Source organism: Clostridium sp. MCC344 (genome assembly GCF_018785365.1).
Lineage (GTDB): Bacteria > Bacillota > Clostridia > Lachnospirales > Lachnospiraceae > Pilosibacter.
On the sequence record NZ_WQPQ01000077.1, the window covers coordinates 30,407 to 43,353 of the forward strand.

Below are 12,947 nucleotides of genomic sequence, written 5' to 3' on the forward strand. Positions count from 1 at the left end.
GATTGTTAAGGAACTGCCGCAGAAAATCTGGAACAGCATAGTAGGGGCAGTTACCAAAGTGGCTACGTGGGGCAACAATATGCTTACGAAAGCCAAAGAGGTAATGAATGCCATGGTAACGGGCATTGTTACGATTGTTAAGGAAATACCGCAAAAGATTTATAACAGCATTTCTGGTGCAATTTCCAAAGTGGCTACATGGGGTACAGAAGTAAAGAACAAAGCCGTAGAGGGCATGAGAAATGTAATTACTGGAATAGCAGACGTATTTAAGGATATTGGCAGTACGTTTGCAGGGTTCGGTAAAAACATGGTAGAAGGCATCTGGAACGGCATAAGCGGCGCTACGAGGTGGATAAAAGACAAAATAAGCGGCTGGGTAGGCAATGTTACCGACTTCCTTAAGGATTTATTTGGAATTGCCAGCCCGTCTAAGCTGATGCGTGACGAAATCGGCGTATATCTGGCGCAGGGTATCGGCGTTGGCTTTTCTAATGAAATCGGCGGCGTTAAGAAAATGATTGAGGACAGCGTACCGCAGGAGTTTGATGTAGACGCAAAGGTAAATGTAGGCAATGAATTTAAGTATGATAACGACGACAAAAAGCCAAAGCCGAGAGGCGGCGGCAGTGCAGCAGGCGGCGTAGTTGTCAATCAGTATATTTATGCGAATACCACGGACTATGCAAAACAGCAGAAAGAGGCAGCCCGACAGTTCAGAATGATAGCAAGGACGGTGTAACACATGGAAAATGAAAAACTGACTTACATAAATTCAAGGGGCGAGCGGTTAGAGCTGGGAGTAGACAGCGTATACCATTGCAATATAAGTAAAGACGTAGAGGGCATTTCCGGCGTTACGAGCGTCATTTACAGCACAAACAGTATGGGACAGCACGGCGACACCTACGTAGGGCAGCGTATCGAGGCGAGGGACATAGACGTAGTGGGACATATCAACACACGGGACAAGGCGCAGGCATTGGAACTGCGCCGCCGTATGCTTAAGATATTTAACCCAGAGCTTAGCGCTACGCTGGTGTATGAGTACGGCGGCTTTAAGCGTGTGATTGATTGCAGGGCGTATGGAGAGCCTAAGATACTAAAGAAAGAGGTACTTTATGAGTTTGATTTACAAATAGAGTGCCTTAACCCGTTCTGGCGGGAAGAGGAAGAAACAAAAGAGGATATAGCAAGCTGGGTGGCTGCGTGGCATTTCCCTTGCGTTATCGAAAAGGACAGCACAAAGAGCATGATATACGGATACCGAGCGGAAAGCGTAATAGTGGACTGCTACAACGAGGGCGACGTATCAACAGGAATGAGGATAAGGTTTACAGCACTGGGGACAGTTTCAAACCCGATACTGCTTAATGTGGATACCGAGGAATTTATACAGATTAACGCCACTATGAAAACGGGCGACGTGATAGAGATTAACACGAAGTACGGCAGCAAGGGCGCTAAGCTGATAAGGGACGGCGTAGAAACCGACTATTTCCGCTACATTGATGTAGACAGTACATTTATGCAGCTTGCCATAGGCGACAATATGTTTAGATATGATGCAGCCAGCGGCGTAAATTCTCTGGAAGTATCCATATTCTACAGCAAGGAATTTTTAGGAGTGTGACGGTATGGAGCTTAGAGTATTCGACAAGACAGTACAGCCGCTGGGAGCTATAGACGAGCTGGCAAGCCTGCTATGGCATACAAAGTATTTTGACGTAGGAACTTTTAGCCTGCTTGCGCCGATTACGGACAATAACAGCCGTTTGCTGGTAGAGGGTAACTTAATAACCAAGCACGACGGAAAAAAGGAAGTAAAGACCGCCGACGGCGGCGTATGGCGCAGGGCAGCGCAGATAACCTACGTACACATTACCAAAGACGAGAACGGCTTAGAGCAGTTAGAGGCACAAGGCTATATGCTTAGCTGGTGGCTTAATAAGCGCTGCATTTATCCGCAGATTGTGGCGACAGGTACAAACCAGTATCTTATAAACCTTATGGTAAAGAACAACTGCGGCAGCGCAGCAGGAACAAAGCGGCGTTTTCCATTGCTTACATTTCTGGCGCAGGAAACCATAGACGGCGTGGCGGTTGAATATGCAAACGAGGTATACGCACAACTGGGGCAGGAAGTAAAGGCAAGGGCGCAGGCTGGAAAGCTGGGCTATGACATTCTGCTTAACGAAAGAGAGAGACTGTTTGGCTTTTATCTGTATAAGGGCAATGACCTTACAGCCACAAATACCGAGGGTAACACACCCTGCATATTTTCAAGAGATTTTGATAATGTCAACGAGCAGGAATACACAGCCAGTATAGAGAACTGCGGCAACTTTATTTATGTGCAGGGAGCAGCTGACGACGACGGCAGCCAGCCAGTAACCACAGTGGACGGCGAGGGCGCAACGGGGCTGGATTTAGTAGAGGTATTCTGCGACGCTACGGACATTGCCAGAAAGTACCAGCAGGGGGAAACAGAGGTAACAATACCGCTGAATACCTATATTGCAATGCTGAAAACGAGAGGCGGCGCAGAGTTGGAAAACTACGGCAAGAACATAAATTTTGTAAGTACCATAAATACAAATTCAAACTTAAAATTTAAGGCTGATTTTGATTTAGGCGACCGTATTACTTGCAAAGAAACTAAGTGGGGCATACAGATAGATGCACGCATTACAGAAGTAACAGAAACATACCAGAAAGGCGAGGAAACCATAGAGGCGACTTTTGGCGACAGCCTGCCGACGCTGGTAGACCAGATTAGGAAAGTGAGGTAGCAGAAATGGCAAACAGCTTACCGTTTAATGCCGTGGCAGTAGACGGAGAGTACGACAGGGTATATAAAGCCGAGGATTGGGCGTGGTACTTTGCTACTTTCATTGCAAACGGCATTTTTCCAAAGCCGAGCGACGGGCTACAGGTAGTAGCTTACAGCGGCATGGAAATAAGAGTAAATGCAGGCTATGCCTTTATAAACGGCTACGCCTTTAGAAATCCTGCAACGCTTAGCGTAACACTGGATACGGCAGAGGGAGCGCTTAACAGGGTGGACAGGGTAGTAGTTCGCTGGGATTTGCCGCAAAGAGATATGTATATTGCGGTGCTGAAAGGCACACCGTCTGCAAAGCCGACAGCAACGGCAGTAACACGCACTACGGAAATATGGGAGCTTGCGCTTGCAGATATTTACGTAGGCAAGGGCGTAACAAGGATACAGACGCAGAACATCACAGACCAGCGGTTTAATAGCGCAGTCTGCGGCATTGTAACAGGAACGGTGGAAGAGATAGACGCAAGCGTGCTTACAAAGCAGTTTACGGACTTTTTCAACACCTACAGCGCAGCCGTGCTGGACGAGTTCAGCGCATATAAGCAGAGTATGGAAAAGTACCTTACAGAGATTGCGGGCGTATATGACAGCTACGTAAGCAAGACAGAGGGCTTATTTGCGCAGTATGAGAGCCAGTTTAACGAAAGATACAGCAGTTTTGAAAGCACGCTTGACAACTGGGACAAGGAACTTTTAAGCGCCTATACAGAATTTATGGCAAAAATTAAGCTATTCCAGTCGGACGCTGAAAACGAATTTAACACATGGTTTGAGAGTATCAAGGACAAGCTGGGTGAGGACATAGCAGGCAGCCTGCAACTGCAAATTGAAGAGCTGGCAGCAGCCATGCAGGAAGTGAAAAAGCAGGCAGAGGCAGGCACGAAAGAAACCAAAGAGGCAATAGCAGCGCTGGACGAGCGACTTAAGAGAGTAGAAAGCGGCTGGGGCATTGACTATAAGCATGATGCTGTACTGGGATTGTGTTACATGGGCGCAGCATACATGAGCCAGCATTACGAAAGAACAGTAGAAACGGCAGTGTTAGGGGCTACCTACGTGGGTAATTCCTATCTTGCAAATACATTTTAGAAAGGCGGCAGACCATGAAAGGATTTCCTAAAGTATTAAAGACAAAAGAGGATTATTACAACTGCCTTGCTATGGTAGCAAGCGGAGAACTGGCAGCAGCAGATTTGCTGGCGAAAATCGAGAGCGCAGAGAACCAGCGTTATATTGAGTGCGGCGTAGCAGCTGTAGAGGAAGAGAAAAAGGCGGTTACGGTATATTACTGCGACGAGGCAGCGGTAGGTATGAAATTTGTAGCAGGCGACGTATCCGGCACGGTGCAGGGAGTAACACATATCCAGACCGACGAGGCAGCGGCAGCAGGAGAGGCGGGAAACGACAGAACAGCCCTTACACTTTCCAAAGCGGTAAAAGCGGGCTGCAAGGTAATTGCGCTGGAACGCACAGACACCGTGGCAGGAATGACAACAGACGACATTGCAGCACTGAAAGGAGTATTAAAGCAGTATGAGTAGATTATTAGTGGACGACGTTACAAAGACCGACGCAAGGGCGCTTTTGAACGTAAATAAAATGGCTACAATCAGCGATATTGTAGCACCGAGCAATGAGTACATTTACGCCAGCGGAGCAAATGAGCTGACCGTAGTAGAGGGTTGCGTAATTGCCGTGGGCGGCGCTGGAATTTTCAAGACAGCAAATACAATTCTTACGGCTGCTAATCTGGACGCAGGCAGCGCTTTTGCGGTAGGTAAGGACTATTACGTATATATCTGCGACAGCAGAATTGACAGCGCAGACGAGAAATACGTAATTTCCCTTAATTCTACATACCCGACAGGCTGGAACGCTACAAACAGCCGTAAAATCGGCGGCTTTCATTATGGACGCTGCCGCAAGGTGGACAGCAATTTACAGCCGCTTAATGGCAGCAGTGTTATTTTTGGCACAGGCTGGGAAAGTGCAGTAAGCAATGGCATTGTACCACGTTCTGTATGGACACTGGGACACCGCCCGAAATGCAGCCCAGAGGGTATGGTATATTTAGGCGGCGGCACATGGGTAGATATTTACCTTAATTCTGACGACGGGGCAAAGGGCTTGAAATCAGAGTATGGCTGCGCACCTATGACGGGTACAGAAAGCATGAACTGGTACAACTTTGTAGAACGTCTGGCAAAGAGCGGTAAGCGTCTGCCGAACTATGCAGAATTTTGCGCTTATGCTTTTGGCAGCCCTGCCGGACTGGATAACGCAAATACAAACGCATGGAGCGCCACCAGCAACACAGGTAGGGGCGTAACAGGCAGTGTGGTAAATGCCGTTTCTTCCGTGGGCGTTGTAGATGCCGTGGGGCGTGTCTGGGAGTGGCTGGACGAGCTTATTACAAGAGCGGAACACGCCACAAATGCAGACTACCACGCAAGCGTAGCGTGGGGCTGGGACAAGAAAAGCCCATTGAACACAGGCGAGAAGTCTTACGACGTTGGTAACATTTACCAGTATTACGCATATTCTCTGGCGGCGCTGCTGGCGGGCGGCGGCTGGAGCAGTGGGGCGTATTGCGGCGCTCGTGCCGTGCATTGCCACAATTACCCGTGGTATGTCATTACGGACTTTGGCGCTCGTGGGGCGTGTGACTCTCTGTAGACGGCGGGCGAAAGCCCAGCCGGATAAACGGGGGTAAGGCATGGACACACAGACAAAAACAGATATTATACACCAGAAAATATACGATTTTCTGCTATATATTTACCCTCTGCTTACGAAGTACCCAAAGTATGAGAAATTCAGTTTACAGACGGCGACAAGAAACGCAATTCTTGAAATGCTGCAAGAGGTTATAAAGTGGGATAAGACGGCAACGAAAAGCCACTTATACACGGTAGATACGGCATTGCAGGAAAGTAAAGAATTGCTGCGGCTGGCGCATGACTTGAAGTATAGCGCTATGAACGCACGGCACTACGGCGAGAGCTGCCGCAAGCTGAAAGAAATAGGCGTTATGCTGGGCGAACTGATAGAAGAGGTAAAGACCAGAAAATAGCAGGATATGGGGCAGCTGCTTACTTACAGCCTCTGGCGGCGCTGATAGCGGGCGGCAACTGGAACAATGGGGCGAATTGCGGCGCTCGTGCCGTGAATTGCAACAATTACCCGTGGAATGTCAATACGAACATTGGCGCTCGTGGGGCGTGTGACTTAGTGAGAACATTACAGGCACAGAGTTCTACGGAATACTGGCAAGGACTTAGAAAGGGATAAGACCGAGTGTTTAATATCCTATAGTCAGAGTGGCTGTCCCGCCGTGAGGCAAAGAGAAAAAATACGGCTGCTGGTTAGTAGCTACGGCGAAAGGCAGGAGCTTAATACTTGAAGAGAGTAGGATGCATTACCGATAAGGACGGGCGGCGCATTACGCTTTTAGAGGCTATGGGCGACTATGGAAACGTACAGAAAGCCTATAACAAAGCCAGAAAGTGTAAACGCCACAGAAAAGACGTACTGATTTTTACGAAAGACAAAGAGGAAAACTTAGACAAGGTGCGGGAAGATATTATAAACCTTGCCTATGCGCCAAGCAAATACCATTACTTTAAGGTGTACGAACCGAAAGAGCGGCAGATAATGGCGCTGCCGTTCTATGACAGGGTGGTACAGCACGCCATAAACAACGTGTTAGAGCCTATATTTGATAAGCGGTTTATATCGCAGTCTTACGCCTGCCGGAAAGGTAAAGGTATGCACGCTGCGTCTGATACGCTAAAAGAGTGGCTGTATGAGTGGAACAAATACCACCCAGACCAGCCGCTTTATGCTATCAAGGCAGATATACACCACTATTTCCAGAGCATAGACCATGCGGTATTAAAAACTGAAATACGTAAGGTTATAAAAGACGCTGGGGTACTGGCATTGCTGGACAGGATAATAGACCACAACGGCAATATGCTGGACGGCGTAGGGATACCAGTAGGAAACCTTACCAGTCAGTTATTTGCAAATATCTATCTGGACGCATTAGACCAGTTTATTAAGCATGAGCTGGGCGTAGAGGCGTACATACGATATATGGACGACTTTGTAATATTAAGCCCAGACAAGGAACAGCTGCGCAACTGGCTTGCACGGATAGAGCAATTCTTACGGGAAGAGCTTAAGTTAGAGTTTAACCCGAAAACTACCATGCTGGCAGCAAAGAACGGTATAGACTTTGTAGGCTACAAACACAGGGCAACGCACAGGAAAGTACGAAAGGACAGCATAAAGCGCATAAAGCGTACTATCAAGAAGTGCGAGAGCGGGAAAATCACAAAAGAGCAGTTACAAAAGAGTATACAGAGCTGGACGGGACACGCAGGACACGCCGACAGTTATAACCTACGAAAGAAAATAGAAACGCTGGCAGAGGCAGCCATAGAAAAGGCTGCTTAAGCGGCAGAATGCAGGAGCGAGTACATGAGTAGCAATTTACTAAGGGTAGTACAAGAACAACAGGAAACCATAGAAAAGCAAAGCAGGCTTATTGCTGATTTAATAGCCACTCTGGAAAGCTGGGAGCAGACAGCAGGCTACGACGGCGCAGAGCTGAAAGAGCGGGCAAAAGATTTGCAATTAAGAGAAAGGCAGGATTTATGAACATGACTATTACAGAATTTATTGAGGCGGCGGCACATAACAAAATTATCCAGCTGGTAGTATTGGCGATTGTGTGCGACACGGTTTTTGGCGTGCTGCGTGCAATCAAAGAGAAGAAATTTAACAGCTGCGCAGGCATTGACGGGGCTATCAGAAAAGTAGGTATGCTTATTTCTCTGGTATTCATGCTGGCAATCGACGTACTGATTAAGATTAACTTAATCGGATTTATACCGGAGCAGGCACGTACATATTTAGGGCTTGATACCGTGGGCGTGGCTGAATTTTTCGCATTGCTTTACATTGCCTATGAGGTAGTGAGTATTTTTAAGAATATGGCATTATGCGGGCTGCCCGTAAAAAAGGTATGGGAAAAGGTGCGGGAGTTTCTGGCGAAGTATACGGACGAACTGCCGGACACAGACGAACTGGACGGGGACAGCACCACAGGCAACGTAGAGGAACACAGGACACAGGAAAGATAAGAATAATAAGGACATAGCAGCAAAGAGCGCTTGCGGGACACCGCAGGCGCTTATTTTGTATGCGGAAAGGCAGGAAATATGAACATTAACAGAAAGATAAGTAAGTACAATTTCAATAAGGGCAGCGTTTCCAGAATTAAGTATATTGTTATCCATTATGTAGGCGCACTGGGCGGCGCAGAGGATAACTGCCGATATTATGGCGGCGGCAATAGAAATGCGTCGGCACATTACTTTGTAGGATTTAACGGCGAGGTATGGCAGTGCGTAGAGGACGCTAATATAGCGTGGCATTGCGGAGCGTCGAGCTATAAGCACGCAGAGTGCCGAAACGCTAATAGTATCGGTATTGAAATGTGCGTAAGGAAGAAAAACACAAAGAGCATGGGCGCAACAGATAAAGACTGGTATTTTGAGGACGCAACAGTAGAGGCAGCGGCAGAGCTTACCCGTTACCTTATGAATAAATACGGCGTGCCTGCATCTCATGTAATCAGACATTACGACGTAACGGGCAAGATTTGCCCTAACCCGTATGTATATAACACCAGCGCCCACACATGGGACGAGTTTAAGCGTAAAATCAGCGGACAGGCAGAAACATCGCAGGGCGGCAATGAAAAAACAATCTGGAATTTTCTTACAGGAAAGGGCTTAAATGCTTATGCTGTGGCTGGTATTATGGGTAATCTGTATGCTGAAAGCGGGCTTATGCCGAACAACTTACAGAACACCTATAACAATAAGCTGGGTAAGACGGACGCAGAATATACAGCAGCGGTGGATAATGGCAGCTATGGCAATTTTGTAAAGGACAGTGCAGGCTATGGGCTGGCGCAGTGGACGTATTGGAGCAGAAAACAGGCGTTGCTTAATCATGCAAAACAGGCGGGCGTATCCATTGCAGACCTTAATATGCAGCTGGGATTTTTATGGGAAGAATTGCAGGGATACACAGCAGTAATGGACGCACTGAAAAAGGCGGGCAGCGTGCGTGCTGCATCTGATGCCGTTCTTACTGGATATGAAAAGCCAGCAGACCAGAGCGAAACAGTAAAGAAAAAGCGTGCAGAGTACGGCGAGGGATACTATAAAAAGTATGCAGCAGGAAACGGTACAAAGTATTACAGAGTGCGCAAGAGCTGGACGGACGCAGCAAGCCAGCTGGGGGCGTTTACGTCGCTGGAAAATGCAAAGAGCGCTTGCAAGGCGGGTTATACTGTATATGATGATAACGGCAAGGCGGTATATACCGCAGCGGGGCAGCAGACAAGCGCAGGCGTTCCGTTTAGCGTACAGGTAGATATTTTAGACCTTAATATCAGAACAGGAGCAGGCACGAACTATGCAAAGACGGGAGAAACCACAGGAAAGGGAGTATTTACCATTGTGGAAGTGAAAGCCGGACAGGGCGCAAGTGCTGGCTGGGGACGCTTGAAGAGTGGCGCAGGCTGGATTAGCTTAGATTATGCCACAAGATTAGCTTAAGTTTTCGAGGGTGGGCGGTTCGCTGTCTGCCCTCTATTTTTTTGCGATTTTCTTAGAAATCTATACAAAAGTGTTGACAATATACCGAAAAAGGTATATAATAAAATCATGGAAAGGAGATAAGAACAAATAAGAGGCAAAGCCACTGGAAAGGAGAAACGGCACAATGGGTAAGAAAAAGAAACAAAAGAAAAAGCCTATCAACTGGCAAGAATTGGCAATCAGTGCAGTGATAGACTTAATCATAGGAACAATACTTATCATAATTGGTAAGTACATAGGTTAGGGCGAAAGCCCTAACCAACAGGCGGGCGATAAGCCCGCCGCCTATAAGAAATATAACACAAACCCAAAGCCGAGTAAAGAGTATGCTTTTAAAATTAGGAGTATTTTTAGTAGCAGTAGGACTGGTAAAGCTGCTGGTTGCTTTCATTTTGAGGGCAAGAGAAAAGAGAGGTAAGGCATGAATTTAGGCGAAAACATTAAAAAAGCACGAAAAGCGGCAGGCGTGACGCAAAAGGAACTTGCAGAGCGCCTGCAAGTATACCAGAAAGATATAAGCCGCTGGGAAAACAACGAGCTTACGCCAAACGCAATAACACTTGCGAAAATTTGCAGAGAGCTTAACGCCTCTGCTGATGAAATTTTAGAATTGAAGTAGAAACGAAAGCGAGGGCTTACTATGACAAAGAAAAAGGTAATTTTATTGGTAGTGGCTGCATTATTTGCAGTAAGCGGTTTAACGGCGCTGCCGTCTGGAAATATAACAGGTGGGGTGGGTTGTATTGTGATTGCGGCAGTATGCGCCTATTTTGGACTGAAAAAGAAAAGCGCAGGAAAAGAGAACGGAAACAGAACACCAGCGCCTGCCGCCGCATCTGGTAGCAGGGTTTTAGATACAATCAGAACGAAAGTAGTAGGCGTGACGTTCAATAATGAGGACGGAGAAAACAGGCAGGATATTTTAAGCAAAATGTCCGGTAGTGAAGATATTACAGTAGAAAAGTACACATACAACGGAGAGCCTGCCGCATACGTAAAGTGGGGCGATAAGGTAATAGGCAATCTATCGGCAGAACTGGCGGGGGACTTAGCGAGAAAGTACCCGAAAGCCCGCTACACCGCAGAAATACTGGAAATTTCTGGGGGGGGGGTACAGACGTTCGGGTGCAATATAGAGCTTGACGTAATCGAGGACGCAACGCCCAGCGTAAGCCAGCATACGGGAGAAACTACAGTATATGTAGACCGTAGCAACAAAAAATACCATAGTAAGCCTAACTGTTCAGGAATGAAAAACCCAAAGAGCATACCGCTAAGCCAAGCAAAGAAGAAATACACCGCTTGTAAAAAGTGTTGTAAATAGGTAAAGGCATAAGCCGCAGACTTGTAAAAGAGTTTGCGGCTTTTCGTCGTATATGGGGAAAGAACAGGAACGAAAGAGAGGTAGCAGAAATGGCGAATAAGAAAGGCAGCCGACAGCTGACATGGACAGACCGTATAAGTATTGAGGCATTGAAAAAAGCAGGGCATAGCGTGATAGAGATAGCAGAACAGCTGGGCGTACACCGCAGCACTATATACAATGAGCTTAAGCGAGGGGAATATATGCACAGAAATAGCGACTATACAGAAACATTAAGTTATAGCCCAAACAAGGCACAAATGAAAGCAGAGGAAAATTTAAAGGCAAGGGGTACACAACTTAAAATAGGAAACGATATTGCATACGCAAATTATATAGAGGATAAAATAGTAAATGAAGATTACAGCCCAGCTGCGGTACTGGGAGAATTGAAAGCACAGGGGAAAGAGGGGGACTTTTCCGTAACAGTATGCGTAACGACCTTATACAGCTACATTGATAAGGGTATTTTCCTTAAGTTGTCTAATAAGAATTTGCCAGTAAAGAAGAATAAGAAGAGAAATTATAAGAAAGTACAGAGGCAACAGAAAAGGGCGGCAGCAGGAGAGAGTATAGACAAACGCCCGAAAGAGATAGATACACGGGAAGAGTTCGGCAACTGGGAAATGGACAGCGTTTTAGGTAAGCGGGGAAAGTCAAAAAATACGTTGCTGGTACTGACGGAGCGGAAAACCAGAAACGAGATTATATTTAAACTGCCAGACCATACAGACGAGGCAGTAGTAGCGGCACTGGATAGATTAGAAAGAAAATGGGGCGCTGATATGTTTAAGCGGGTATTTAAGACAATCACAGTAGACAACGGCAGCGAGTTTGCAGATGCAGAGGGCTTACAGCGTTCTATTATCAACGAGGGAGAAAAGCGGACAAAGGTATATTACTGCCACCCGTACAGCAGTTGGGAGCGTGGCACAAATGAGGTAACAAATAAGATGATACGCCGGAAGATACCGAAAGGCACAAATTTTGACGACAGGACAGAGGAAGAGGTAGAGAGTATAGAGAACTGGATAAACGGATACCCACGCAAAATACATGGCTATCATTCAGCAGGGGAACTATTCGAGGAAGAGGTAAAGCAGCTTGCATAAGAACGAAAATAGGGAGCGTGAGAGGCTGGCAGCAGTGGCAGCCTTACTATTGCGCTGCCTAAAAGTGAAAATATACAATAAAACAGGCTACGTATTGTGCAAAACGGCAAAACGATAAAAACATGAAAAAATGTCGAATTTAATGTTGACATTTTTAAATGTAAAAAATTGCAGAAAAAGTGATTGACAACAAGAAAAGTATTTGATATAGTTATCTAGTGTGCCGCACAGTGAGGTTTCCAAGGACTCCATAACGGAGGACACCATAACTGGCGAGTAATGATAATAGGAGGTGCAATATGTACGCGATTATTGCAACTGGCGGTAAGCAGTATAGAGTAGCCGAGGGCGACAGCATCAAGATCGAGAGAATCGACGCAGAGGTTGGTTCTGCAGTAACTTTTGATCAGGTTCTTGCTGTTAACAACGGAGAGCTTACAATCGGATGCCCGACCGTTGAGGGTGCAACAGTATCTGCAACAGTAGAGAAAGTTGGCAAGGGCAAAAAAGTTATCGTTTACAAGTATAAGCGCAAATCTGGCTACCATAAGAAAAATGGCCACAGACAGCTTTATACTCAGGTTAAGATTGAAAAGATCAATGCTTAATTAAGATTATGATTCAGGTAAATATCCTGCGTGACAGGAACGAAGTAGTAAAGGGAATCGATATCAATGGTCATGCTGGCTATGCAGAATACGGACAGGACGTGATTTGTGCTGCTGTTTCCGCACTGGTTCTCAACATGGCAAACTCCGTTGAAACATTTACGGACGATCACTTCGAAGGAAGTGTGGGGGAAGACGGCGGAAGCTTTTCTTTTTCCTTCCCGGATAAAATAAGTTCTGAGTCGCAGCTCCTCATGAAATCCCTGATCCTCGGACTCGAAAACATCCGGGATGAATATGGAGCAGAATATATCAAATTTCGATTCAGGGAGGTGTAAC

The 12,947-nt window shown here is 46.5% G+C and carries 16 protein-coding genes; all 16 read left to right on the forward strand.

All coding sequences use genetic code 11. From position 1 onward, the window contains the following. Positions 1–742, forward strand: a 742-nt coding sequence (locus GPK90_RS19220) for a phage tail protein (RefSeq protein ID WP_330620800.1), incomplete at its 5' end; no start/stop codon positions are given. 3 nt (positions 743–745) lie between these two features. Next, positions 746–1,633, forward strand: a complete 888-nt coding sequence (locus tag GPK90_RS15670) for a phage tail family protein (protein WP_003023324.1) — start codon at positions 746–748, stop codon at positions 1,631–1,633. A 4-nt stretch (positions 1,634–1,637) separates the two neighbouring features. Next, entirely contained in the window at positions 1,638–2,792 is a 1,155-nt protein-coding gene (locus GPK90_RS15675; RefSeq protein ID WP_009297825.1) for a siphovirus ReqiPepy6 Gp37-like family protein, read from the forward strand. A gap of 5 nt (positions 2,793–2,797) precedes the next feature. Then, positions 2,798–3,934, forward strand: a complete 1,137-nt coding sequence (locus GPK90_RS15680; RefSeq protein ID WP_002591281.1) for a hypothetical protein — start codon at positions 2,798–2,800, stop codon at positions 3,932–3,934. 14 nt (positions 3,935–3,948) lie between these two features. Continuing rightward, positions 3,949–4,386 carry a hypothetical protein gene (locus tag GPK90_RS15685; protein ID WP_055056154.1) on the forward strand — a complete coding sequence of 146 codons (438 nt, stop codon included), beginning with the start codon at positions 3,949–3,951 and terminating at the stop codon, positions 4,384–4,386. Continuing rightward, positions 4,379–5,521, forward strand: coding sequence for a phage major tropism determinant (locus GPK90_RS15690; RefSeq protein ID WP_215703404.1), 1,143 nt, complete (start codon positions 4,379–4,381; stop codon positions 5,519–5,521). The genes GPK90_RS15685 and GPK90_RS15690 overlap by 8 nt, the downstream gene beginning before the upstream one ends. A 40-nt stretch (positions 5,522–5,561) precedes the next feature. Next, positions 5,562–5,918 carry a diversity-generating retroelement protein Avd gene (gene avd, locus GPK90_RS15695; protein ID WP_215684914.1) on the forward strand — a complete coding sequence of 119 codons (357 nt, stop codon included), beginning with the start codon at positions 5,562–5,564 and terminating at the stop codon, positions 5,916–5,918. A gap of 326 nt (positions 5,919–6,244) precedes the next feature. Further along, positions 6,245–7,306 (forward strand): reverse transcriptase/maturase family protein, encoded by a 1,062-nt coding sequence (locus GPK90_RS15700; protein WP_215684915.1) that lies wholly within the window; start codon positions 6,245–6,247, stop codon positions 7,304–7,306. A 24-nt stretch (positions 7,307–7,330) separates the two neighbouring features. Further along, on the forward strand, positions 7,331–7,510 hold the full coding sequence (locus GPK90_RS15705; RefSeq protein ID WP_117553022.1) for a hypothetical protein: 180 nt from the start codon (positions 7,331–7,333) through the stop codon (positions 7,508–7,510). Positions 7,511–7,512: 2 nt separating this feature from the next. Further along, positions 7,513–7,995, forward strand: coding sequence for a phage holin family protein (locus GPK90_RS15710; RefSeq protein ID WP_002591287.1), 483 nt, complete (start codon positions 7,513–7,515; stop codon positions 7,993–7,995). Positions 7,996–8,073: 78 nt separating this feature from the next. Next, on the forward strand, positions 8,074–9,483 hold the full coding sequence (locus tag GPK90_RS15715; RefSeq protein WP_215684916.1) for a phage tail tip lysozyme: 1,410 nt from the start codon (positions 8,074–8,076) through the stop codon (positions 9,481–9,483). A gap of 463 nt (positions 9,484–9,946) precedes the next feature. Further along, a complete protein-coding gene (locus tag GPK90_RS15720) occupies positions 9,947–10,144 on the forward strand; it encodes a helix-turn-helix domain-containing protein (RefSeq protein WP_002591290.1) in 198 nt (65 codons plus the stop codon). A 21-nt stretch (positions 10,145–10,165) separates the two neighbouring features. Next, on the forward strand, positions 10,166–10,849 hold the full coding sequence (locus GPK90_RS15725) for a hypothetical protein (RefSeq protein WP_227069880.1): 684 nt from the start codon (positions 10,166–10,168) through the stop codon (positions 10,847–10,849). Positions 10,850–10,938: 89 nt separating this feature from the next. Then, on the forward strand, positions 10,939–12,000 hold the full coding sequence (locus tag GPK90_RS15730; protein WP_002591292.1) for an IS30 family transposase: 1,062 nt from the start codon (positions 10,939–10,941) through the stop codon (positions 11,998–12,000). A gap of 299 nt (positions 12,001–12,299) precedes the next feature. After that, positions 12,300–12,608, forward strand: a complete 309-nt coding sequence (gene rplU, locus GPK90_RS15735) for a 50S ribosomal protein L21 (protein ID WP_021905027.1) — start codon at positions 12,300–12,302, stop codon at positions 12,606–12,608. 8 nt (positions 12,609–12,616) lie between these two features. Next, positions 12,617–12,946 (forward strand): ribosomal-processing cysteine protease Prp, encoded by a 330-nt coding sequence (locus GPK90_RS15740; protein WP_015554472.1) that lies wholly within the window; start codon positions 12,617–12,619, stop codon positions 12,944–12,946. The last annotated feature ends 1 nt before the right edge of the window (position 12,947 follow it).

Coding starts and splice junctions, on each gene's coding strand:
- GPK90_RS15670 (WP_003023324.1), top strand. CDS start 746: ATGGAAAATGAAAAACTGACTTACATAAATTCAAGGGGCGAGCGGTTA.
- GPK90_RS15675 (WP_009297825.1), top strand. CDS start 1,638: ATGGAGCTTAGAGTATTCGACAAGACAGTACAGCCGCTGGGAGCTATA.
- GPK90_RS15680 (WP_002591281.1), top strand. CDS start 2,798: ATGGCAAACAGCTTACCGTTTAATGCCGTGGCAGTAGACGGAGAGTAC.
- GPK90_RS15685 (WP_055056154.1), top strand. CDS start 3,949: ATGAAAGGATTTCCTAAAGTATTAAAGACAAAAGAGGATTATTACAAC.
- GPK90_RS15690 (WP_215703404.1), top strand. CDS start 4,379: ATGAGTAGATTATTAGTGGACGACGTTACAAAGACCGACGCAAGGGCG.
- avd (WP_215684914.1), top strand. CDS start 5,562: ATGGACACACAGACAAAAACAGATATTATACACCAGAAAATATACGAT.
- GPK90_RS15705 (WP_117553022.1), top strand. CDS start 7,331: ATGAGTAGCAATTTACTAAGGGTAGTACAAGAACAACAGGAAACCATA.
- GPK90_RS15710 (WP_002591287.1), top strand. CDS start 7,513: ATGACTATTACAGAATTTATTGAGGCGGCGGCACATAACAAAATTATC.
- GPK90_RS15715 (WP_215684916.1), top strand. CDS start 8,074: ATGAACATTAACAGAAAGATAAGTAAGTACAATTTCAATAAGGGCAGC.
- GPK90_RS15720 (WP_002591290.1), top strand. CDS start 9,947: ATGAATTTAGGCGAAAACATTAAAAAAGCACGAAAAGCGGCAGGCGTG.
- GPK90_RS15725 (WP_227069880.1), top strand. CDS start 10,166: ATGACAAAGAAAAAGGTAATTTTATTGGTAGTGGCTGCATTATTTGCA.
- GPK90_RS15730 (WP_002591292.1), top strand. CDS start 10,939: ATGGCGAATAAGAAAGGCAGCCGACAGCTGACATGGACAGACCGTATA.
- rplU (WP_021905027.1), top strand. CDS start 12,300: ATGTACGCGATTATTGCAACTGGCGGTAAGCAGTATAGAGTAGCCGAG.
- GPK90_RS15740 (WP_015554472.1), top strand. CDS start 12,617: ATGATTCAGGTAAATATCCTGCGTGACAGGAACGAAGTAGTAAAGGGA.